We start from the raw sequence: 20,190 nt of genomic DNA on the forward strand, positions 1-20,190 counted from the left end.
CAGGCACAAAAAAGGGCGCCTTTCGGCGCCCCTCTTGTCGGGCGGCTTATTGCAGAGCCGGCTTCTGCGTCCCGTTGATCGGGATGCGTTTGGCTTTCGCTTCTTCCGGGATCACGCGCAACAGATCGATACTCAGCAGACCGTTGCTCAGGCCGGCGGCCTTGATCTCGATGTGATCGGCCAGACGGAAGGACAGCTTGAATGCACGCTGGGCGATGCCCTGGTGCAGGAATGTGACACCTTCGTTGGCGTCACGCTTGCCGCCACTGATGGTCAGCACGCCTTTCTCGACTTGCAGCTCCAGGTCTTCTTCCTTAAAACCGGCCGCCGCCACGACGATGCGGTATTGATCGTCACCGTGTTTTTCGACGTTGTAAGGCGGATAGGTGCTGCCTGGCTCGTTACGCAGGGCGGTTTCGAACAGGTCGTTGAAACGGTCGAAACCTACCGAGGAACGAAACAGTGGAGCGAGGGAAAATGCAGTACTCATGGTTCAAATCTCCTGAAAACAATCAGCAAGGTTTTTTGTCTCCGCGACCCGAATTCGGCATCGCGTAACCCTTAGATAGGGACCTGCGTTTTGTTTTCAAGAGATTATTCGAAGATTTTTTCAGGCGGCTTCAGCGACCGGCAAACCCAGCAAACGCGAGACCTGGTCCGGCTCGGTTTCGCGGCGAAGCACGGTAAACAGCTCGGTGGCCTCGGGATAGTTGCGGGTCAACATCGCCAGCCATTGCTTCAAACGGCCCGGCGATTGGCGCGCAGTCATCTGCGCCTTGGCTTGCAGCCAGAAGTCCTGGATCAGTGGTATCAGCTCGCTCCAGGTCATCTCGACGACTTCCTCGCCGGCACGGGCAGCAGCGATCTGTTTGGCCAGATCGGGGCGCGAAACCAGACCACGACCGAGCATGATGTCTTCGACACCGCTGATTTCCCGGCAACGGCGCCAGTCTTCAACGCTCCAGATGTCGCCATTGGCGAACACCGGCACCTTGACTACGTCCTGAACGCGCGGGATCCACTCCCAATGCGCCGGCGGCTTGTAGCCGTCCATCTTGGTCCGGGCATGAACCACGATATGCTCGGCGCCGCCCTCGGCCAGCGCCGTGGCGCAGACCAGCGAGCCGTCCGGACTATCGAAACCCAGGCGCATCTTGGCGGTCACCGGAATGTGCGCCGGCACGGCACGTCGCACGTGTTCGACGATCTGGTTGAGCAGCTCCGGTTCCTTGAGCAAAACCGCGCCACCACGGGATTTGTTGACGGTTTTCGCCGGGCAACCGAAGTTCAGATCGATCACTTCAGAGCCCAATTCGCAGGCCAGCGCAGCGTTTTCCGCCAGGCACACCGGGTCGGAACCCAGCAATTGCACGCGCAGCGGCACGCCGGAAGCGGTGCGGGCACCGTTGAGCAGTTCAGGGCCGAACTTGTGAAAATAGGCCGGGGTCAGCAACTGGTCGTTGACGCGGATGAACTCGGTCACGCACCAGTCAATACCGCCGACACGGGTCAGGACATCGCGCAGGATGTCGTCGACCAACCCTTCCATCGGCGCCAGAGCAATTTGCATGGGAAACACACACTCAAGGAAAAACGTGCGGCAGTTTACTGGGTTTCGCGGGTTAAACCCATGTCCGCTGTCTGGATGGCCGGGCCGTAACCTTCAATGAACTCGGCGGGCATGCGCTTGGGTCTGCCGGTGGACAGCTCGATGCAGACGAAGGTGGTCTGGGCGCGCAGCAGCGTGGTGTTGTCGCTGGGGCGCATCAGCTGGAAGTGACGGGTCATTTTCAGGCGCTGATCCCAGTCGACGATCCAGGTCGCCAATTGCAGTTCGTCACCTTCGTAGGCGGCCGCCAGATAATCGATTTCGTGCCGCACTACCGCCATCGCCCGATCCAGACGACGATACTCGACCAGATCCAGCCCCAGCCGCTGCGAGTGGCGCCAGGCGCAGCGTTCGAGCCAGGACACATAGACCGCGTTGTTCGCGTGCCCCAGCCCGTCGATGTCCTCGGCGCCCACTTGCAGATCAATGGTAAACGGCGTTGCCCGATCCCAGCCCATGCCCTACTCCCGGTCAAATGATTCAACCGGGGCAGTGTAGCGGATGACTACGCCGATTGCCGCGCCTGAAGGCTGCGCCCGGCCAGCAGTGATAACACGCCATCAATCACCCGAGGGTCGGCCAGCACGCGCTGGTGGCCGCCGGCTTCCAGGCGCAGCAGTCGGCTGTCGAACCAGGATTCGTGAATCAGTTGGGACTCCTTGACCGAGACGAACGTGTCGTCTTCGGCATGCACGATCAGGCCTGGCATATCCAGTTGATAGTGAGCGACATCGAGGGTCGCGGCGCGCATGCCGACGTCCTGTTCAACCTGGCGGATGAAGGCAGAACGAGCTCTCGGTGGCATGCCGACGTAGCGGGCAAACCCGCGCAATACGCCTAGAATTCGGGCCGGTGCGGCAATGCTGACCAGGGTTTCGGTGCGCAACCCCAATTGCACTGCGAGCATGGCGCTGGCGCCACCCATGGAGTGACCGATGACCGCTTGCAGCGGAGGTAACTCAGCGGCGGCTTCGAGCATGGCCCGGGCAAACAGTACGACGTTGGCTTCGCGTCCCGGTGAACGACCGTGGGCCGGACCGTCGAGAGCGACCACGGTGTAACCGGATTCGACCAGCGCCGTGATCAGCGCGGCAAACTGGGTCGGCCGCCCTTCCCAACCGTGCATCAACAGAACCGTCGGGCCCTGCCCCCAGCGCAGCGCAGAGAGGCCGAAACGCAAGGTGATGCGCTCGGATTTCGCCAGCAGCGGCAATTCCCAATCCCGCGGTGAATTTGCGCGGGGCGTCATGAATGCCAACCGCATTTTGCTTGCCACCAGCTTCGGTGCAAACCAGCCCAAGGTGCCATTAACGCCGCGAACCCACTTCAACGTGCTCATCGCTCTCTCCTCAGGCTCGCTGCCTTCAGGTCAACGCACCGCCGATTTGGCAGCGCGCAGCAATCGATCGGACAAATCACCAGGCCCCAACGCCCTTGAGAGCGCCAGACCACCTACCATCAGGGCCACGTCGGCCAACGCTTTATCGATGTCTTCAGGGCTTGAAGCCAACTGCGCGATCATCAGTTCCAGGTGCTCGTTCAGCGCAATGCGGAACTCTTCCGGCAATCGCCCCAGCTCACCGATGGAAGCCGGAATCGGGCAGGCCGAATCACTGGAATCACGGTGCTTGCGCGACAGGTAGAACGCAGCGACCAGGGCGCGACGTTCTTCGCCGGTCAATTCGGAGTCCATGTCGGCAATCAGGTCGCGGCGACGACCCAGCAACTGTTTGAACGCCTCAAGCATCATTGCGTCCTTGCTTTCGAAGTGCGCATAGAAGCCACCGACAGTCAGGCCGGCGGCGCCCATCACTTCACCCACGCTCGGCTCGGCCGGGCCACGCTGGATCAGTGCGGCGCTGGCAGCCTTGAGGATGCGTTCGCGGGTTTGAGCTTTTTTGTCGTTCATCGTTGCCTCCGAATATTACGATTAGAATATTATTCTCATAATAATATTCTGCAAGTCGAAAATATGACCGCTGGTCTGAAGCACAGTTTAAGGAAAAAGGAGATTTGGCTAAACGCCAGACAAACAAAAGGGCCATTCAATAATTGAATGACCCTTATAAATCCCGCAAGGCGGGTAATCGTGGCGTCCCCTAGGGGACTCGAACCCCTGTTACCGCCGTGAAAGGGCGGTGTCCTAGGCCACTAGACGAAGGGGACACAAACCTTCTATACAACTGATCAGTGCTGAGATCTGATCGATTCAAGGCCGGTGTGGCCAGACCTTGAACTGTAAATTGGTGGAGCTAAGCGGGATCGAACCGCTGACCTCCTGCATGCCATGCAGGCGCTCTCCCAGCTGAGCTATAGCCCCGGATTTTTCGCCTCGCGGCGGAGCGACTACTTGTAACATCGCTTCTGTAAAACTGGCGTCCCCTAGGGGACTCGAACCCCTGTTACCGCCGTGAAAGGGCGGTGTCCTAGGCCACTAGACGAAGGGGACGCAAACCCTTCTATACAACTGATCAACGCTGAGTGTTGATCGCTTCGAAGCCGGTGTGGCCAGGCTTCGAAGTGTAAATTGGTGGAGCTAGACGGGATCGAACCGTCGACCTCTTGCATGCCATGCAAGCGCTCTCCCAGCTGAGCTATAGCCCCTCATCGTTGATGTCATCGCTGAGGACGGGGCGAATCTTAAGGGCGTATCGAAAGCCTGTCAAACTTATTTTTGAAAAATTTCAAAATTTTTTGTCGGCATAACAATCACTTACCGCCCTCCCCCCGTAAATTCGGGGGAAAACGCCGAAGGACGGGATCAAAAGATCCTGGCCTGCGGCGCGTCCTGCAGAGTCAAACGCAATCAGGCGATAGCGCCCAACAGCTTTTCCCACTCTTTGTTTTCTTTCTTCGACACGCCGCCCAGCAGGTCAATCGCCTGGCGCAGACGGAAACGGGTCAGGTCCGGCCCGAGGATTTCCATCGCATCGAGCACCGATACCGAGCTCGCCTGACCGGTAATCGCCGCAAACATCAACGGCATCGCATCACGCAGCTTCAGCTCGAGAGATTCGACCACCGCCTGAATCGTCGCGGTGATGCTGTCCTTCTCCCACTGACGCAGGCTTTCCAGTTTCCACAGGATCAACTGCATCAGTTGACGAACCTGATCACCCGAGAGCTTTTTCGACTCGAACAGCTTGGCATCCGGATTGACGCCACCGGCGAAGAAGAACCCGGCCAGCGGTGCGACCTGGCTGAAGGTTTCAACGCGGCCCTGAACGTGCGGCGCGATCTTCATCATGTATTCGGAGTTGAACGCCCACTTCTGTACGCGAGCGGCGAACTCTTCCACCGGCAGGTCACGCAGCCACTGGCCGTTGAGCCACGACAGTTTCTCGATGTCGAAAATCGGCCCGCCCAGCGACACGCGCTTGAGGTCGAAGTTGTCGACCATTTCCTGCAGCGAGAACTTCTCGCGCTCGTCCGGCATCGACCAGCCCATGCGGCCCAGGTAGTTGAGCATCGCTTCCGGCATGAAGCCCATGCGCTCGTAGAACGTCACCGAGGTCGGGTTCTTGCGCTTGGACAGCTTGCTCTTGTCCGGGTTACGCAGCAGCGGCATGTAGCACAGCTCCGGTTGTTCCCAACCGAAGTATTCGTAGAGCAGGATCAGCTTCGGCGCCGATGGCAGCCATTCTTCACCGCGCAACACGTGGGTGATGCCCATCAGATGGTCGTCGACCACGTTGGCCAGGAAGTACGTCGGCAGACCGTCGGTCTTCATCAGCACTTGCATGTCCATGCGATCCCACGGGATCTCGACATCGCCACGCAGCATGTCCGGCACCACGCAGACGCCTTCGGTCGGCACTTTCATGCGGATCACATGCGGCTCGCCGGCAGCCAGGCGGCGCGCGACTTCTTCCTTGGACAGCAACAGTGCACGGCCGTCGTAACGCGGGGTTTCGCCGCGCGCCATTTGCTCGGCGCGCATCTGGTCCAGTTCTTCAGCGGTGCAGAAGCACGGGAAAGCGTGGCCCATGTCGACCAGTTGCTGGCAGTACTTCTGATAGATGTCGCCGCGTTCGCTCTGGCGATAAGGACCGTGCGGTCCGCCGACGTCCGGGCCTTCGCTCCAGTCGATGCCGAGCCAGCGCAGAGCGTCGAAGATCTGCTGTTCGGACTCGCGGGTCGAACGCAGTTGATCGGTGTCTTCAATGCGCAGGATGAACTCACCGCCGTGCTGCTTGGCAAAGCAGTAGTTGAACAATGCGATGTAAGCGGTACCTACGTGGGGATCCCCGGTAGGCGATGGCGCGATGCGAGTGCGGACGGTGGTCATGGCATGTCTCGAAAAGAATGAAAAGCAAAGAACAATCAAGCGGCGAATGGTAACAGGCGACACCCGCCCCGCTCCAGCGGGCAGGGCATTTAAGCCAATTTTGCGTCTGTAACGCCCGTAGGCCGTGGTGAATGGCTGAATATCAGCAGACGGCATTTACCGTTCATCGGCTGTATGCCAGATTCGCCTGCTGATAACTTTCCTTACAATTCCTCGACTACAGTTTGCCCATGCCTGCCCAACTCAAGCGTCGCCTGTTCATTTTCCTGCTGCTCGTCCTGCTGATTGCCGGGGGCTTTTTCGCTCATTGGTTTTTCAAGGGGCGCTTTTATGAAAGCACCGACAACGCCTATGTCCAGAGCGAGATCACCCGCGTGTCGAGCCAGTTGAGCGCGCGCATCGACGAAGTCCTGGTGCAGGACAACCAGCACGTGGAAAAAGGCCAGTTGCTGGTGCGTCTCGAAGGCGACGACTTCCGCCTCGCCGTCGATCGCGCCAATGCCGCCCTCGCCACCCGTGAAGCCGAGCGCCTGCAGGCCCAGAGCAAACTGACTCAACAATCCAGCCTGATCGCCGCCAGCGAAGCGCAAGTGGCAACCACGCAAGCGACACTGGGCCGTTCGCAGATCGATCTGTCCCGCGCAGAAGCCCTGCGCAAACCCGGCTTCGTTTCCGAGGAGCGGGTCACCACCCTCTCCGCCGACAACCACATCGCCCGCTCGCAAGTGGCCAAGGCCCAGGCCGATGCGCAAAGCCAGCGCCAGCAGGTCAGCGCACTGAATGCCGAAATCAAGCGCCTCGACGCGCAGATCGCCAACGCCCGCGCCGACCTCGCCCAGGCCGAACTGAACCTGACCCGCAGCGAAATCCACGCACCGATCAGCGGCCTCGTCGGCCAGCGCGCCGCACGCAATGGCCAGATTGTTCAGGCCGGCGCGTACCTGCTGTCGATCGTTCCGGACGAAGACATCTGGGTGCAGGCCAACTTCAAGGAAACCCAGATCGGCCACATGCAACCGGGCCAGAAGGCCGAGCTGGTCTTCGACGCTTATGGCGATACACCGATCGAAGCCCGGGTCGACAGCCTGTTCGCGGCTTCCGGCGCGCAGTTCAGCCTGTTGCCGCCGGACAATGCCACCGGCAACTTCACCAAAGTCGTGCAGCGGATTCCGGTCAAACTGACTTTCAAAGCCGATAACCCGCTGCACGGCAAGATCCGTCCGGGCATGTCGGTCACCGCCACCGTGAACATCAAAGACGCCCCAGACAATGGCCGGTGATCAACTGATCCGCCCGGTCGGCGAACCGACCCGGCGGGACTGGATCGCGGTGATGAGTGTCATGCTTGGCGCGTTCATGGCGGTGCTCGACATTCAGATCACCAACTCGTCGCTCAAGGACATTCAAGGCGCACTGTCGGCGACCCTGGAAGAAGGCTCATGGATTTCCACCTCGTACCTGGTGGCGGAAATCATCATGATCCCGCTGACCGCGTGGCTGGTGCAGCTGCTTTCGGCGCGACGGCTGGCGGTGTGGGTCTCGCTGGGGTTTCTGATTTCGTCGTTGCTGTGTTCGATGGCCTGGAGCCTCGACAGCATGATCGTGTTTCGCGCCATGCAGGGCTTCACCGGCGGCGCGCTGATTCCGCTGGCCTTCACCCTGACCCTGATCAAACTCCCCGAACACCACCGCGCCAAAGGCATGGCGATGTTCGCCATGACCGCCACTTTCGCCCCCTCCATCGGCCCCACCCTCGGTGGCTGGCTTACGGAAAACTGGGGCTGGGAGTACATCTTCTATATCAACGTGCCGCCGGGACTGATCATGATCGCCGGGCTGATGTACGGCCTGGAGAAAAAAGAAGCGCACTGGGAACTGCTGAAAAGCACCGATTACACCGGCATCCTGACGCTGGGCATCGGCCTGGGTTGCTTGCAGGTGTTTCTTGAAGAAGGTCATCGCAAGGACTGGCTGGAATCGAGCCTGATCGTGACGCTGGGCAGCATCGCCCTGCTGAGCCTGATCACCTTCGTGATCGTGCAGATCTCCAAGCCCAACCCGCTGATCAACCTCGGTATCCTGCGCAATCGCAACTTCGGGCTGTCGAGTATTTCCAGCCTGGGCATGGGCGTGGGCCTCTACGGTTCGATCTACCTGCTGCCGCTGTACCTGGCGCAGATCCAGAATTACAACGCCTTGCAGATCGGCGAAGTGATCATGTGGATGGGTGTGCCGCAGCTGTTCCTGATTCCGCTGGTGCCGAAGCTGATGAAGTTCGTCTCGCCCAAATGGCTGTGTACTTTGGGGTTCGGACTGTTCGGGCTGGCGAGTTTCTCATCCGGCGTGCTCAACCCGGACTTTGCCGGACCGCAGTTCAACCAGATCCAGATCATCCGCGCCCTCGGCCAGCCGTTGATCATGGTGACCATTTCGCTGATCGCCACGGCTTATATCCTGCCGCAGGATGCGGGGTCGGCGTCGAGCCTGTTCAACATCCTGCGCAACCTCGGCGGCGCCATCGGCATCGCCCTGCTCGCGACGCTGCTGGATGCGCGCACCAAGACCTATTTCGATTACCTGCGTGAAGCAGTGGTGCCGACCAATCCGCAGGTGGCCGAACGCCTGGCGTCGATGACCGATCGCTTTGGCAGTGACACGGCGGCGCTGGGGAAATTGAGTGACATCGTCCATCAGCAGGCGCTGATCATGGCCTACAACGATGCGTTTCATTTTGTCGGGATTGCGCTGGGGATCAGCATGTTGGCAATCTTGCTGACCAAGAAGCTGCCCGCCGGCCTGAAGGCCGGCGAGGCACACTGACTCGAATCAGACTGCCAAAAGGCGCTCGCGCATTTTGGCAATCTCGTCGCGCATCTGCGCCGCCGCTTCGAATTCCAGATCGCGGGCCAACTGGTACATCTTCTCTTCCAGTTGGCGGATGCGCTTGGTGATCTCGCTTGGCGAGCGCAATTCGGCTTCGTACTTGGCGTTTTCTTCGGCGGCCTTGGCCATGCCCTTGCGCTTCTTGCTGCGCGAGCCGGGCACGGTGGCGCCTTCCATGATGTCGGCGACGTCCTTGAACACGCCCTTCGGCGTGATGCCGTTGGCCAGGTTGAAGGCGATCTGTTTGTCACGACGGCGCTCGGTCTCGCCGATGGCGCGCTCCATCGAACCGGTGATGCGATCCGCGTAGAGAATCGCCCGGCCATTGAGGTTACGTGCCGCACGGCCAATGGTCTGGATCAACGAACGCTCGGAACGCAGAAAGCCTTCCTTGTCCGCATCGAGAATCGCCACCAGTGACACTTCCGGCATGTCCAGACCTTCACGCAGCAGGTTGATCCCCACCAGTACATCGAACGTGCCGAGGCGCAGGTCGCGGATGATTTCCACCCGTTCGACGGTGTCGATGTCCGAGTGCAGATAACGCACGCGCACGCCGTGATCGGCGAGGTAATCGGTCAGGTCCTCGGCCATGCGCTTGGTCAGCGTGGTGACCAGCACCCGTTCTTCCATCGCCACACGCTTGGTGATTTCCGAAAGCAGATCGTCAACCTGGGTCAGCGCCGGGCGCACTTCAACCTGCGGGTCGACCAGACCGGTCGGGCGTACGACTTGCTCGATCACTCGTCCGGCGTGTTCGGCTTCGTAGTTGCCGGGCGTAGCGGAGACGAAAATCGTCTGCGGGCTCACCCCTTCCCACTCGTCGAAACGCATTGGCCGGTTGTCCAGCGCCGATGGCAGGCGGAAGCCGTATTCCACCAGCGTTTCTTTACGTGAACGGTCGCCTTTATACATTGCGCCGACTTGCGGCACGCTGACGTGGGATTCGTCGATCACCAGCAAGGCGTCGGCCGGCAGGTAGTCGTAGAGGGTTGGCGGAGCCGCGCCGGCCGGGCGTCCGGACAGGTAGCGCGAGTAGTTTTCGATGCCGTTGCAGTAGCCGAGTTCGAGGATCATCTCCAGGTCGAACCGGGTTCGCTGCTCCAGACGCTGGGCTTCGACCAGTTTGTTGTTGTTGCGCAGGTATTCCAGACGTTCCTGCAACTCGACCTTGATCCCTTCGATGGCATCGAGCAGGGTTTCCCGGGGCGTCACGTAGTGGCTTTTCGGGTAGAAGGTGAAGCGCGGCAGCTTGCGGATGACTTCGCCGGTCAGCGGGTCGAACGCGGAAATGCTCTCCACTTCGTCATCGAACAGCTCGATGCGGATCGCTTCAAGATCGGATTCGGCCGGATAGATGTCGATCACATCGCCGCGCACGCGGAACGTGGCACGGGCGAAATCCATGTCGTTGCGGGTGTATTGCAGGTCCGCCAGACGCCGCACCAGCGCACGCTGATCGAGCTTGTCGCCGCGATCGACGTGCAACACCATTTTCAAATAGGTTTCCGGGCTGCCCAGACCGTAGATGCACGACACGGTCGTAACGATGATCGCGTCCTTGCGCTCCAGCAATGCCTTGGTCGCGGACAGACGCATCTGCTCGATGTGGTCGTTGATCGACGCATCCTTCTCGATGAAGGTGTCGGACGACGGCACATAGGCTTCCGGCTGGTAGTAGTCGTAGTAGGAAACGAAGTATTCGACCGCGTTGTTCGGGAAGAACGACTTGAACTCGCCGTATAACTGCGCGGCCAGGGTCTTGTTCGGCGCCAGCACCAGGGTCGGACGCTGCACCTGGGCAATCACGTTGGCGATGCTGAAGGTCTTGCCCGAACCGGTCACACCGAGCAGGGTCTGGTGCGCCAGCCCGGCTTCAATGCCCTCGACCATCTGGCGAATAGCTTCAGGCTGATCGCCGGCAGGGTCGAATCGGGTGACGAGCTGGAATTCAGACATAAACACCTCTGGAATCGCGACGCTGGCGACAAACCGCAGCACCACGAGAAAGACCGCAAACGACCGATGTCGCGCAAGGAAAAACGAAGATTGTGCTGAATGTGGAGCCGATTGCCTCGCCTTTCAAGGCAAACGTCCTACATCCGGTAAAGTCTCCGACAAGTCCATTCGACTAACGGTCGAGAAATAATCGGAAAAACTTACCTGAAAACCCGAATCGCCTGTCGCCATTGATCGATGATGGCCTCTATACTAGCTCCCCGTTTGTGCACCGCTCTAGTGCATTCGGCTGGAGCGCCACACGTCCCTCCACTCTCCATTAGAGCTGCCGTAAAAATGAGCCTGTTCTCCGCTGTCGAAATGGCACCCCGCGATCCAATCCTGGGCCTCAACGAAGCATTCAACGCCGATACCCGGACCAATAAGGTCAACCTCGGGGTGGGTGTGTACTGCAACGAAGAGGGGCGAATTCCACTCCTGCGCGCCGTTATCGAAGCCGAAACCATTCGCGCGGCTCAGCATGCCTCCCGTGGCTACCTGCCGATCGACGGCATCGCTGCTTACGATCAGGCTGTGCAAAAGCTGCTGTTCGGCAATGATTCGCCACTGCTGGCCGCTGGCCGCGTGGTCACCACTCAGGCCGTCGGCGGCACCGGCGCACTGAAAATCGGTGCCGACTTCCTCAAGCAACTGCTGCCGAACGCCGTTGTGGCGATCAGCGACCCGAGCTGGGAAAACCACCGCGCGCTGTTCGAAACCGCCGGTTTCCCGGTGCAGAACTACCGTTACTACGACGCCGCCACCCACGACGTGAACCGTGCCGGCCTGCTCGAAGACCTCAACGCCCTGCCGAACGGCTCGATCATCGTGCTGCACGCTTGCTGCCACAACCCGACCGGCGTCGACTTGAGCCCGGCGGACTGGAACAACGTGCTGGAAGCTGTGAAAGCCAAAGGTCACGTGCCGTTCCTCGACATGGCTTACCAGGGTTTCGGTGACGGCATCGCCGAAGACGCCGCCGCCGTGCGTCTGTTCGCCGAGTCCGGCCTGACCTTCTTCGTGTCGAGCTCGTTCTCCAAGTCGTTCTCGCTGTACGGCGAGCGCGTCGGCGCGCTGTCGATCGTCAGCGAATCGAAAGAAGAAAGCGCCCGCGTTCTGTCGCAGGTCAAGCGCGTGATCCGCACCAACTACTCCAACCCGCCGACTCACGGTGCAAGCGTTGTCGCCGCTGTGTTGAACAGCCCGGAACTGCGCGCCCAGTGGGAGGCCGAACTGGCTGAAATGCGCCTGCGCATTCGCGGCATGCGCGAGCAGATGGTTGCTCTGCTGGCGAAGAAAGCTCCGCAGCGTGACTTCAGCTTCGTCGGCCGTCAGCGCGGCATGTTCTCCTACTCCGGCCTGACCACCGAGCAGGTTCACCGTCTGCGCAACGAGTTCGGCATCTATGCCCTGGACACCGGCCGCATCTGCGTCGCCGCGTTGAACCAGAGCAACATCGAAGTCGTGACGGACGCCATCGTTCAGGTCATCTGATCCGGCGCAGTACTGAAAACGGGAAGCTTTCGGGCTTCCCGTTTTTATTTGTCTGAAGAAAAGTCACAACACCCCCTAGACTGCACACAAACGATATTTCAGAGAGCCTCCATGAAAAACGATGACCTGCGCGCCGACCGCGATGAGCTGGACTATTATCCGCCCCGCACCTCGGGCAAACGCGAAAAGAGCCTGGTACTGCAAGTGGCGGCCGGCGTGTTTCTCGGTGGACTGGCCCTTTGGCTGGTGCAACTGGCGGCCACAGCGTTGTACGCCAAACTGCTGATGGGCACCTTTACATTCGGTGGCTGAAAACCGTTCAGCAAAAAAATATCCGGCAAAGCTTGACTAGTCTTTTTAAATCAGTAACATACGCACCAATTCCGCAATAGCTCAGTTGGTAGAGCAAGTGACTGTTAATCACTGGGTCCCTGGTTCGAGTCCAGGTTGTGGAGCCAAATACAGAGCCCCTGAATCGAAAGATTCAGGGGCTTTTTTGTGGGTGTTGAAAAAGTGCGTGCCATAAAAAGGGCCGATCAGTTTCTCAACCGATCGGCCCTTTTCTGTTTCAGAAACAGCGGTCAGACGTGCTCACTGCTCTTGGCATGCACTTTCGGTGCACCATGACCGTGATCCGAATCCGGATCGATCACCGGCACTTCATTGCCATCGCAGTCATGCAGCTTGCCGTCGCTGAAGTAATCACCTTCACGCAGCGCCGCCAGATCCCGATAACGCAGGGTCCGCTCTTCTGCCGCCGCGAACACCGACTGCTGATCCGAGTTGCCGGCCGTGAAGTGGTTGAACGCCAGGTTCAGCAGGATCGCCATGATCGCCGACGAACTGATGCCCGAATGGAAAATGGTCGCGAACCAGCTCGGGAAGTGATCGTAGAAGTTCGGCGCGGCAATCGGAATCATGCCGAAACCGATCGAGGTCGCGACGATGATCAGGTTGACGTTGTTGCGGTAATCGACCTTGGACAGCGTGCGGATGCCGCTCGCCGCCACGGTGCCGAACAGCACGATACCGGCGCCACCCAGAACCGAGGTCGGCACTGCTGCGATGACGCGGCCCATGAACGGCAGCAGGCCGAGAATCACCAGAAAGATACCGCCGGTGGCTACCACATAACGGCTCTTGATCCCGGTCACTGCCACCAGCCCGACGTTCTGGGCGAAGGCACTCTGGGTGAACGAGCCGAAGATCGGTGCAAACATGCTCGACAGCATGTCCGCCCGCAGGCCGTTGCCCAGACGTTTGGAGTCGACCTTGGTGCCGATGATTTCACCGACTGCCAGGATGTCCGCCGAGGTTTCCACCAGCGTCACCATGACCACGATGCACATCGACAGGATCGCAGCGAAGTGGAAAGTCGGCATGCCGAAATGGAACGGTGTCGGGAAGCCGAACATTGGCCCTTGGGTGACGCTGGAGAAATCCGCCATGCCAAGGAACACCGCCAGCACCGTGCCGATCACCATCGCCAACAGGATCGACAGACGCGAGATGGTGGAGCTGCCGACCTTGCTCAGCAGCAGCACCAGCACCAGCGTGACCGCCGCCAGACCGATGTTCTGCATGCTGCCGAAGTCCGGAGCATGACTGTTGCCACCCATGGCCCAGCGTGCGGCCACCGGCATCAGCGTCAGGCCGATGGTGGTGATCACGATGCCGGTAACCAGCGGTGGAAAGAACTTGGTGATTCGCGAGAACACCGGCGTGATCAGCAAGCCGATCAACGACGCGGCAATCACCGCCCCGAGTACCGACTGAAAGCCGCCCTCCCCGCCACTGCTGACAATCGCCACCATGGTCGCGACACCGGAGAACGACACGCCCTGCACCAGCGGCAGCTGACATCCGAAAAACGGTAGACCCAGGGTTTGCAGCAACGTGGCCAGCCCCCCCGCAAACAATGAAGCAGCAATCAACAGACCAATGTCCGCCGGCGACAACCCGGCAGCCTGACCGATGATCAGCGGCACCGCGACGATACCGCCATACATGGTCAGAACATGTTGCAGGCCGTAAGCCATATTCGCGCCGACCCCGAGGTTTTCGTCCTCGGGCCGTTGGTGTGAAACATGGGGCGTTTTCATGGTGGGGGGTTCCCTGGTTTTTGTTATGCGCACACTGTATTCAATAGTCGTGACAAATGTCCATAGAGTTGTATACAACTTATCAGTCACATTATGGATAGGTAGCCACCCAACCTTCTATCCCGCTGCTTCCCTCCCTCCACAAATCCGGCAACACATCGTTGACTGCCCCCACGTTTTATCCACCTAGGCTGAAGTGTTCATGGCGACCGACGGTGCGGCCGCGCTCTTTTTTATACATATAAAGTATGCATAATGAAGTCATTCAAGATTCAGTTCGACAAAAGCAAGAATGCTGCCAACAAACTCAAGCACAGAGGAATCAGCCTCGCCGAGGCCGAACCGGTCTTCTACGACGAACGAGCACTGACGATTGAAGACAACGACCATGACGAACAACGCTGGATCACACTCGGCACCGACGCCAAGGGACGTTTGCTGGCCGTTGTTTACAGCTATCGGGAGCCGAATATTGTTCGAATCATTTCCGCACGCACCGCAACCCCCAGCGAGCGACGCCAATACTTTCCGGAGACTTGATCAATGAAGGATGAGTACGATTTCAGCCAAGGTAAACGGGGCGCCGTTGCCTCCAACAAGGGCAAGACCCGCATCACCATCATGCTCGATGACGCGGTCATCGAGGCTGCGCGCGAGGTCGCTGAAAGCGAGGGGTATGGCTATCAGACGGTAATCAACAACACCCTGCGCCATGCTCTGCTCGACGGCCGTACCACAGCCGATGAACTCGAGCATTCCATCGGTCAATTCAAGAAAGGCATCACCGCCACCGACCTCAAGAGCCTTGAGAAAAAACTGTCGGCGGCCGTGAACGAAATCCGGCGGGTGCTGGAGCCGGATGCAAAACCTTAGGTTTCAGTTCGGCTGAATCAAGCGCGCCAGTGCCAGACGCGCACCAGGCTGGTGCGGCAAGCGCAGGCCGAACTCCCGCTCCAGCAATTCGATCAGTTCATCGACATCCGTCACCTCGCGCCGCTCGCTCTCGGCACCAATGCGGTGGATCGCAAAACTGCCGTTGTTCAACGTGCGTCGCCAGCCGTCGCCCGTACGCGCGACCATAAGGCGCTGGGCGAATGGTGAATCCGGGTGCGTCGAGACGTACCAGTTGCCAAGGGTGTAATCGATGTCTTCCTGGCGTTGCAGGTCGAACAGGTACATCGGCCGCCATTCGCCGGCGACCCTGGCCCGCAGCATGTAGCCATCGGCTTGCACTTCGATGCGATACGGCTCGTGCGGCGTGGATTGCTCGGCTTCGGTATCGAGCACCAGCGGTGCAGTCGGCACCATGCCGCCGAAGCCGACATCGGTGATGTAGCGCACGCCGTCGAGGGTCACCAGGCTCAGGCGATGAGTGCGCGCCGTCCAACTGCCTTCGGGCTGATTCATGACCACTCGGCCACTGATGCCCCGCGCATCGAATCCCAGTTCCAGCAACAAGGCCAGAAACAGATTGTTGAGTTCGTAGCAGTAACCGCCACGGGCATCCTCCAGAACCTTGCGCTGGATTGACGGCAGATCGATCAGTACAGGTTCGCCGCTGAGCGTCGAAAGGTTCTCGAAGGGAAAGGCACCGGTATGACGCAACTGCAACAAACGCAGGGTCTCAAGGGTCGGTGCCGGGGGCGTGTCGAACCCCAACCGTTGCAGATACTGTTTCAGATTCGTCAGGCGTGGCTCGCTCATTGCTCGGTCCTTAGGCATGGAGACGCGGATCGTTCCGCTGATGGTCGCCATGTATACGGGATCCGGGCATTGAATCGACAATTGATTTCACCAATCGGCCTTGGCGCCTGAACCGGCGGTTGCAACGACGCTGCCCGATGCGGCGTAATAAGACCTTGCCCGAACTACCGAGAGCCACGCCCCATGCACATCACACTGCAAGGCCAGGGCATCGTCCTGCGCCCCCTGCAATATTCCGATGCCGACGCCCTGCTCCACGCCGCCGCAGACGGCGAGCTGTGGAATCTCACCGTCACCGTGGTGCCGTCGGCGACCACTGTCGACAGCTATCTGAAAAAGGCCCTCGACGGGCGTGAGGCCGGCACAGTCATGCCGTTTGTGATCGTGTTGAAGGAAACCGGCGAGGTGATCGGTTCGACCCGTTTCTGGAAGATAGATCCGCTCAATCGCAAGCTGGAGATCGGCAGCAGCTGGATCTCGGCGCGCTTTCAGAAAACCTTCGTCAACACCGAAGCCAAATACCTGATGCTGTGCCACGCCTTCGAGGTGCTCAATTGCGTGCGCGTGCAGTTCACCACCGATGAAAACAATCAGAAGTCACGCAATGCGATCCTGCGCCTGGGTGCACAGCAGGAAGGCATCGTGCGACACGAACGGATCATGCCCGACGGGCGCAAGCGCAACTCGGTACGCTTCAGCATCATTGATGACGAATGGCCGCAGGTGCGCCAGAACCTCGAACAAAAACTCGCCGGATACGAACGCCGCTGATCCCGCTCAGGCGCGATGGCGCAGCCACTGCAGGAAACCTCTTTTCGGTACGGCTACCGGCGTTTCCTGAGTCAGCGCCTGCGCCTTGAGCAGGCGGAAATCGAGCAGCGCCTTCATTGCATCGTTGATGTCATGACGGGCATCCAGGCAAGGCTTGAGATACGACTTCTCGATGCGGTACAGGGCGCAGAACGTCTTGGCGGAAAAATCGGCCGGCAACGAGGTATCGGAAAGGATCCCGGCCTCGCCGATCACTTCCCCCGGCCCCATGCGCCCTGATTCGAACGGTACGCCGTGCCGGTTCAACGTCACCGAAACCACGCCGGACTCGATGATGAACAGATGGTCACTGACCTCGCCGCCCGCCAGAATAATTTCTCCGGCACGGAAGGTTTGCAGGGCCATGTTCTGGCTGAAGGTCTCTTTCTCTTCCTGACGCAGGGTGGAGAAAATCGGCGAGCTGTCGAGCAGCGCCCGCGGCCGTGAGAGATGAGCTGGCGCGGCGGGTTCATTGCTCGACAGCAGATTGACTCCGGACGCTTGCAGATGCCGGAAAGCCAGATCGAACAACTGATTGCGCACCGCACGCTTCTCACTCATCGACGCCACGAAACCACTGATTTCATATTCCGCGCCGGCACTGCTCGAACTCTTCAACGCGACGCTTGGCGCCGGGTTGTCCAGCAATGGGCGACAGCCTTGCATCGCCCGCTCCAGGGCGTCGATCACCGAATTCGGCCGTGCATGGGGGCTGACCTGCACACTCACGGCAACACCGAACATATTGCTCGGGCGACTGAAGTTGATGATCTTGGCCTTGGCCGCCAGCGAGTTGGGAATCACCGCCATGCTGCCCTGTGAGGTTTGCAGGCGCGTGGCGCGCCAGTCGATGTCGGTGACCCGCCCTTCCGTGCCGTCGATGGAAATCCAGTCATCGAGTTGATAAGGCTTGGTGGTGTTCAGGACGATCCCGGAAAACACGTCGCTCAGGGTGCTCTGCAATGCCAGACCGACGATGATCGCCAGTGCTCCGGATGTGGCCAGTACGCCCTTGACCGGCAGGTCCAGCACATAGGCCAGCGCCGCGATGATGGCGATCAGGAAAATCACCGCGCCGAGCAGATCCTGCAGCAGCCGCCCGGTGTGGCCGACCCGCTGCATCATCACCGCGCCGATCAACACCGTCAGCGTGCGCGCACCGAACAGCCACCAGCCGATCTGCAACCCGGTCGCCGCCAGATGCAGCGGCACGTTGTCGGCCCAGGGCGCCGGCTCCATCGGATTGAGGCCTTCGTTGAACAGCAGCACGCTGAACAGGCTGAAAATCAGCACCCGCACCAGCAGCTTCCATTCGCTGCCGTGGGAACTGATCAGGCGCCACAGGCCCAGGTCGAGCAGGATCAGGATCAACGCGCAGAACAACGGATGTTCAGTCAGCAGAGACAGCATCAAACAACTCCGACAGAGGTCAATCGCGAGAAGATCGCACAGATTGGGCTTAGTGTAGGAGCAATTGATTTGGCGGGAAGAGTGCTATTTGGCAGGCTCCAAAAAAACCTGTGGGAGACAACGTGTTCCCACAGGTTTTCATAGGGCTTATTACTTGCCGCTGGTCAGCGTGCTGTAACTGGTCATCAGGTTGCGATAGTCCGGGATGTGGTTGGAGAACAACGTACCCAACCCTTCGATATCGTTGCGCCAGTCACGGTGCAACTCGCAGGCCAGACCAAACCAGGTCATCAATTGAGCGCCGGCGCTGGACATACGGTTCCATGCCGATTCACGGGTCAGTTCATTGAACGTGCCGGAGGCGTCGGTCACCACGAATACATCAAACCCTTCTTCAAGGGCCGACAGCGCCGGGAATGCCACACACACTTCCGTCACCACGCCGGCAATGATCAGCTGTTTCTTACCGGTAGCCTTGATCGCTTTAACGAAGTCCTCGTTGTCCCAGGCATTGATCTGGCCGGGACGGGCAATGTACGGCGCCTCGGGGAACAACGCCTTGAGCTCGGGCACCAGCGGGCCGTTGGGGCCGGTTTCGAAACTGGTGGTCAGGATCGTCGGCAGCTTGAAGTACCTGGCCAGATCGGCCAGCGCCAGCACGTTGTTCTTGAAGCGGTCAGGCTCGATGTCGCGCACCAGCGACAACAACCCGGCCTGATGGTCGACCAGCAGAACGGCGGCGTTGTTCTTGTCCAGACGTTTGTATTGAGTGCTCATTGCAGTAATCCTCGCGTGTTGTCGATCTCGACGAAATGTCGGGGTCTCGGGTCAGCGCCGGGAATCCAGCGTTTTCTCTTTCTTTTGGGCAGCAGCCATCCCTGGCCTTCGAACCGGCCTACGCATCCTGTGTAGAGCGGGGTGTGGAAGCGCGGCGTGTCAGCCGTGCATGCGGCCGAAGCGGCCGGACTGGAAGTCGGCGAATGCCTGGTGGATTTCCTGCTCGGTATTCATCACGAACGGACCGTGGCCGACGATGGGTTCGTCGATAGGCTCGCCGCTGAGCAGCAACACCACCGCATCTTCGCTGGCCTCAAGTGTCAGTTGCCGGCCGTCACGCTCGAACAGCGCCAACTGGCCCTGGCGCACCGACTCCAGGCCGTTGACCTGCACCGAACCGCGCAACAGCACCAACGCGGTGTTGCGGCCCTCGTGCAGATCCAGCGTCAGCAACTTGCCGGCGTTCAGGCGCAGATCCCACACGTCGATCGGCGTGAAGGTGCGGGACGGGCCTTTGTGGCCGTCGAACTCACCGGCGATCAGGCGCAGGCTGCCCGCGCCGTCCTTGAGCGGGATGCTCGGGATGTCGCCGTCCAGAATGGTCTGGTAACCGGGCGCCGCCATTTTGTCCTTGGCGGGCAGGTTGACCCACAGCTGCACCATTTCCAGATTGCCGCCGGTTCTGGCGAAGTTGTCCGAGTGAAACTCCTCATGCAGGATCCCGGACGCAGCGGTCATCCACTGCACATCGCCCGGGCCGATGGTGCCGCCGGCACCGGTGGAGTCGCGGTGCTGCACTTCGCCCTCGTAAACGATAGTCACGGTTTCGAACCCGCGGTGCGGATGCTGACCAACGCCACGTCGTTCGGTGGTCGGGGTGAATTGCGCAGGCCCGGCGTGATCCAGCAGCAGGAACGGGCTGATGTGCTTGCCCAGGTTGTCGTAGGAAAACAGCGTGCGAACCGGGAAACCATCGCCGACCCAATGGCCGCGAGGGCTGGTGTAAATACCGATGATGTTTTTCATGGTTGCCTCCAATCGGGTGAATGACGCGATGGATCAAGCTTAAATCCATGACCATTGATGGACTAGACTGCAAAAATCAGCTTTAGCGT

General features: G+C 59.8%; 19 protein-coding genes and 5 tRNA genes. 8 read left to right on the forward strand and 16 right to left on the reverse strand.

Annotated features, from left to right (window positions below):
* Window positions 1–46 precede the first annotated feature (46 nt).
* From M5B98_RS24035 to gltX, 10 genes are all read right to left on the reverse strand, one after another.
* Entirely contained in the window at window positions 47–490 is a 444-nt protein-coding gene (locus M5B98_RS24035) for an Hsp20 family protein (RefSeq protein ID WP_248744199.1), read from the reverse strand.
* Window positions 491–610: 120 nt separating this feature from the next.
* A complete protein-coding gene (locus M5B98_RS24040; protein WP_248744200.1) occupies window positions 611–1,570 on the reverse strand; it encodes a tRNA dihydrouridine synthase in 960 nt (319 codons plus the stop codon).
* Between the two features lie 35 nt (window positions 1,571–1,605).
* Window positions 1,606–2,067 (reverse strand): acyl-CoA thioesterase, encoded by a 462-nt coding sequence (locus tag M5B98_RS24045; protein WP_248744201.1) that lies wholly within the window; start codon window positions 2,065–2,067, stop codon window positions 1,606–1,608.
* A 47-nt stretch (window positions 2,068–2,114) separates the two neighbouring features.
* The gene (locus M5B98_RS24050; RefSeq protein ID WP_114882098.1) at window positions 2,115–2,948 is read right to left on the reverse strand and encodes an alpha/beta fold hydrolase; all 834 of its coding nucleotides are present in this window, start codon (window positions 2,946–2,948) and stop codon (window positions 2,115–2,117) included.
* 30 nt (window positions 2,949–2,978) lie between these two features.
* Complete coding sequence (locus M5B98_RS24055; RefSeq protein WP_007956432.1) at window positions 2,979–3,518, reverse strand: TetR/AcrR family transcriptional regulator; 540 nt, start codon at window positions 3,516–3,518, stop codon at window positions 2,979–2,981.
* Window positions 3,519–3,699: 181 nt separating this feature from the next.
* Window positions 3,700–3,775 (reverse strand) — tRNA-Glu (locus tag M5B98_RS24060).
* Between the two features lie 78 nt (window positions 3,776–3,853).
* Window positions 3,854–3,929 (reverse strand) — tRNA-Ala (locus tag M5B98_RS24065).
* Between the two features lie 53 nt (window positions 3,930–3,982).
* A tRNA-Glu gene (locus tag M5B98_RS24070) sits at window positions 3,983–4,058 on the reverse strand.
* A gap of 79 nt (window positions 4,059–4,137) precedes the next feature.
* Window positions 4,138–4,213: transfer RNA gene (locus M5B98_RS24075), tRNA-Ala, on the reverse strand.
* A gap of 202 nt (window positions 4,214–4,415) precedes the next feature.
* Window positions 4,416–5,897: a glutamate--tRNA ligase gene (gltX, locus tag M5B98_RS24080; protein ID WP_085711989.1), complete on the reverse strand. Its 1,482-nt coding sequence runs from the start codon at window positions 5,895–5,897 to the stop codon at window positions 4,416–4,418.
* Window positions 5,898–6,127: 230 nt separating this feature from the next.
* Here gltX and M5B98_RS24085 point away from each other — a divergent pair, with 230 nt between their 5' ends.
* Together M5B98_RS24085 and M5B98_RS24090 are read left to right on the forward strand one after the other, a co-directional pair.
* Window positions 6,128–7,177, forward strand: a complete 1,050-nt coding sequence (locus M5B98_RS24085) for an HlyD family secretion protein (RefSeq protein WP_248744202.1) — start codon at window positions 6,128–6,130, stop codon at window positions 7,175–7,177.
* A 49-nt stretch (window positions 7,178–7,226) separates the two neighbouring features.
* Window positions 7,227–8,717 (forward strand): MDR family MFS transporter, encoded by a 1,491-nt coding sequence (locus M5B98_RS24090; RefSeq protein ID WP_170931647.1) that lies wholly within the window; start codon window positions 7,227–7,229, stop codon window positions 8,715–8,717.
* Between the two features lie 6 nt (window positions 8,718–8,723).
* On the opposite strand, the gene uvrB is transcribed toward M5B98_RS24090, so the two are convergent.
* Window positions 8,724–10,739 (reverse strand): excinuclease ABC subunit UvrB, encoded by a 2,016-nt coding sequence (gene uvrB, locus M5B98_RS24095; RefSeq protein WP_248744203.1) that lies wholly within the window; start codon window positions 10,737–10,739, stop codon window positions 8,724–8,726.
* A 336-nt stretch (window positions 10,740–11,075) separates the two neighbouring features.
* Here uvrB and M5B98_RS24100 point away from each other — a divergent pair, with 336 nt between their 5' ends.
* The 3 genes from M5B98_RS24100 to M5B98_RS24110 all read left to right on the forward strand — a co-directional run bounded on the left by M5B98_RS24100 (window position 11,076) and on the right by M5B98_RS24110 (window position 12,730).
* On the forward strand, window positions 11,076–12,272 hold the full coding sequence (locus tag M5B98_RS24100; RefSeq protein ID WP_085711985.1) for an amino acid aminotransferase: 1,197 nt from the start codon (window positions 11,076–11,078) through the stop codon (window positions 12,270–12,272).
* A gap of 111 nt (window positions 12,273–12,383) precedes the next feature.
* On the forward strand, window positions 12,384–12,584 hold the full coding sequence (locus tag M5B98_RS24105) for a hypothetical protein (RefSeq protein ID WP_065257405.1): 201 nt from the start codon (window positions 12,384–12,386) through the stop codon (window positions 12,582–12,584).
* Between the two features lie 70 nt (window positions 12,585–12,654).
* A tRNA-Asn gene (locus tag M5B98_RS24110) sits at window positions 12,655–12,730 on the forward strand.
* Between the two features lie 123 nt (window positions 12,731–12,853).
* Here M5B98_RS24110 and M5B98_RS24115 read toward each other — a convergent pair.
* Window positions 12,854–14,374 (reverse strand): nucleobase:cation symporter-2 family protein, encoded by a 1,521-nt coding sequence (locus M5B98_RS24115; protein ID WP_085711984.1) that lies wholly within the window; start codon window positions 14,372–14,374, stop codon window positions 12,854–12,856.
* Between the two features lie 255 nt (window positions 14,375–14,629).
* Here M5B98_RS24115 and M5B98_RS24120 point away from each other — a divergent pair, with 255 nt between their 5' ends.
* A complete protein-coding gene (locus M5B98_RS24120) occupies window positions 14,630–14,914 on the forward strand; it encodes a BrnT family toxin (RefSeq protein ID WP_248744204.1) in 285 nt (94 codons plus the stop codon).
* A 3-nt stretch (window positions 14,915–14,917) separates the two neighbouring features.
* The gene (locus tag M5B98_RS24125) at window positions 14,918–15,247 is read left to right on the forward strand and encodes a BrnA antitoxin family protein (protein ID WP_119427465.1); all 330 of its coding nucleotides are present in this window, start codon (window positions 14,918–14,920) and stop codon (window positions 15,245–15,247) included.
* Window positions 15,248–15,250: 3 nt separating this feature from the next.
* On the opposite strand, the gene M5B98_RS24130 is transcribed toward M5B98_RS24125, so the two are convergent.
* The gene (locus M5B98_RS24130; RefSeq protein ID WP_248744205.1) at window positions 15,251–16,078 is read right to left on the reverse strand and encodes an arylamine N-acetyltransferase family protein; all 828 of its coding nucleotides are present in this window, start codon (window positions 16,076–16,078) and stop codon (window positions 15,251–15,253) included.
* A 183-nt stretch (window positions 16,079–16,261) separates the two neighbouring features.
* On the opposite strand from M5B98_RS24130, the gene M5B98_RS24135 reads away from it, so the two are divergent.
* Window positions 16,262–16,849, forward strand: coding sequence for a GNAT family N-acetyltransferase (locus M5B98_RS24135; protein ID WP_248744206.1), 588 nt, complete (start codon window positions 16,262–16,264; stop codon window positions 16,847–16,849).
* Window positions 16,850–16,855: 6 nt separating this feature from the next.
* Here the strand turns inward: M5B98_RS24135 and M5B98_RS24140 are convergent, their stop codons facing one another.
* The 3 genes from M5B98_RS24140 to M5B98_RS24150 form a co-directional block, all read right to left on the reverse strand.
* Window positions 16,856–18,298, reverse strand: coding sequence for a mechanosensitive ion channel family protein (locus M5B98_RS24140; RefSeq protein WP_248744207.1), 1,443 nt, complete (start codon window positions 18,296–18,298; stop codon window positions 16,856–16,858).
* Between the two features lie 150 nt (window positions 18,299–18,448).
* Window positions 18,449–19,075, reverse strand: coding sequence for an isochorismate family cysteine hydrolase YcaC (ycaC, locus tag M5B98_RS24145; protein WP_248744208.1), 627 nt, complete (start codon window positions 19,073–19,075; stop codon window positions 18,449–18,451).
* Between the two features lie 159 nt (window positions 19,076–19,234).
* The gene (locus M5B98_RS24150; RefSeq protein ID WP_102621969.1) at window positions 19,235–20,101 is read right to left on the reverse strand and encodes a pirin family protein; all 867 of its coding nucleotides are present in this window, start codon (window positions 20,099–20,101) and stop codon (window positions 19,235–19,237) included.
* Between the last annotated feature and the right edge of the window lie 89 nt (window positions 20,102–20,190).

Source organism: Pseudomonas sp. MWU12-3088, from assembly GCF_023242405.1.
GTDB classification, from domain to species: domain Bacteria; phylum Pseudomonadota; class Gammaproteobacteria; order Pseudomonadales; family Pseudomonadaceae; genus Aquipseudomonas; species Aquipseudomonas kribbensis.

Excerpts from the sequence above, each read along its gene's own strand:
- M5B98_RS24035 (WP_248744199.1), bottom strand. The coding sequence starts at position 490 with ATGAGTACTGCATTTTCCCTCGCTCCACTGTTTCGTTCCTCGGTAGGT.
- M5B98_RS24040 (WP_248744200.1), bottom strand. The coding sequence starts at position 1,570 with ATGCAAATTGCTCTGGCGCCGATGGAAGGGTTGGTCGACGACATCCTG.
- M5B98_RS24045 (WP_248744201.1), bottom strand. The coding sequence starts at position 2,067 with ATGGGCTGGGATCGGGCAACGCCGTTTACCATTGATCTGCAAGTGGGC.
- M5B98_RS24050 (WP_114882098.1), bottom strand. The coding sequence starts at position 2,948 with ATGAGCACGTTGAAGTGGGTTCGCGGCGTTAATGGCACCTTGGGCTGG.
- M5B98_RS24055 (WP_007956432.1), bottom strand. The coding sequence starts at position 3,518 with ATGAACGACAAAAAAGCTCAAACCCGCGAACGCATCCTCAAGGCTGCC.
- gltX (WP_085711989.1), bottom strand. The coding sequence starts at position 5,897 with ATGACCACCGTCCGCACTCGCATCGCGCCATCGCCTACCGGGGATCCC.
- M5B98_RS24085 (WP_248744202.1), top strand. The coding sequence starts at position 6,128 with ATGCCTGCCCAACTCAAGCGTCGCCTGTTCATTTTCCTGCTGCTCGTC.
- uvrB (WP_248744203.1), bottom strand. The coding sequence starts at position 10,739 with ATGTCTGAATTCCAGCTCGTCACCCGATTCGACCCTGCCGGCGATCAG.
- M5B98_RS24100 (WP_085711985.1), top strand. The coding sequence starts at position 11,076 with ATGAGCCTGTTCTCCGCTGTCGAAATGGCACCCCGCGATCCAATCCTG.
- M5B98_RS24105 (WP_065257405.1), top strand. The coding sequence starts at position 12,384 with ATGAAAAACGATGACCTGCGCGCCGACCGCGATGAGCTGGACTATTAT.
- M5B98_RS24115 (WP_085711984.1), bottom strand. The coding sequence starts at position 14,374 with ATGAAAACGCCCCATGTTTCACACCAACGGCCCGAGGACGAAAACCTC.
- M5B98_RS24120 (WP_248744204.1), top strand. The coding sequence starts at position 14,630 with ATGAAGTCATTCAAGATTCAGTTCGACAAAAGCAAGAATGCTGCCAAC.
- M5B98_RS24125 (WP_119427465.1), top strand. The coding sequence starts at position 14,918 with ATGAAGGATGAGTACGATTTCAGCCAAGGTAAACGGGGCGCCGTTGCC.
- M5B98_RS24130 (WP_248744205.1), bottom strand. The coding sequence starts at position 16,078 with ATGAGCGAGCCACGCCTGACGAATCTGAAACAGTATCTGCAACGGTTG.
- M5B98_RS24135 (WP_248744206.1), top strand. The coding sequence starts at position 16,262 with ATGCACATCACACTGCAAGGCCAGGGCATCGTCCTGCGCCCCCTGCAA.
- M5B98_RS24140 (WP_248744207.1), bottom strand. The coding sequence starts at position 18,298 with ATGCTGTCTCTGCTGACTGAACATCCGTTGTTCTGCGCGTTGATCCTG.
- ycaC (WP_248744208.1), bottom strand. The coding sequence starts at position 19,075 with ATGAGCACTCAATACAAACGTCTGGACAAGAACAACGCCGCCGTTCTG.
- M5B98_RS24150 (WP_102621969.1), bottom strand. The coding sequence starts at position 20,101 with ATGAAAAACATCATCGGTATTTACACCAGCCCTCGCGGCCATTGGGTC.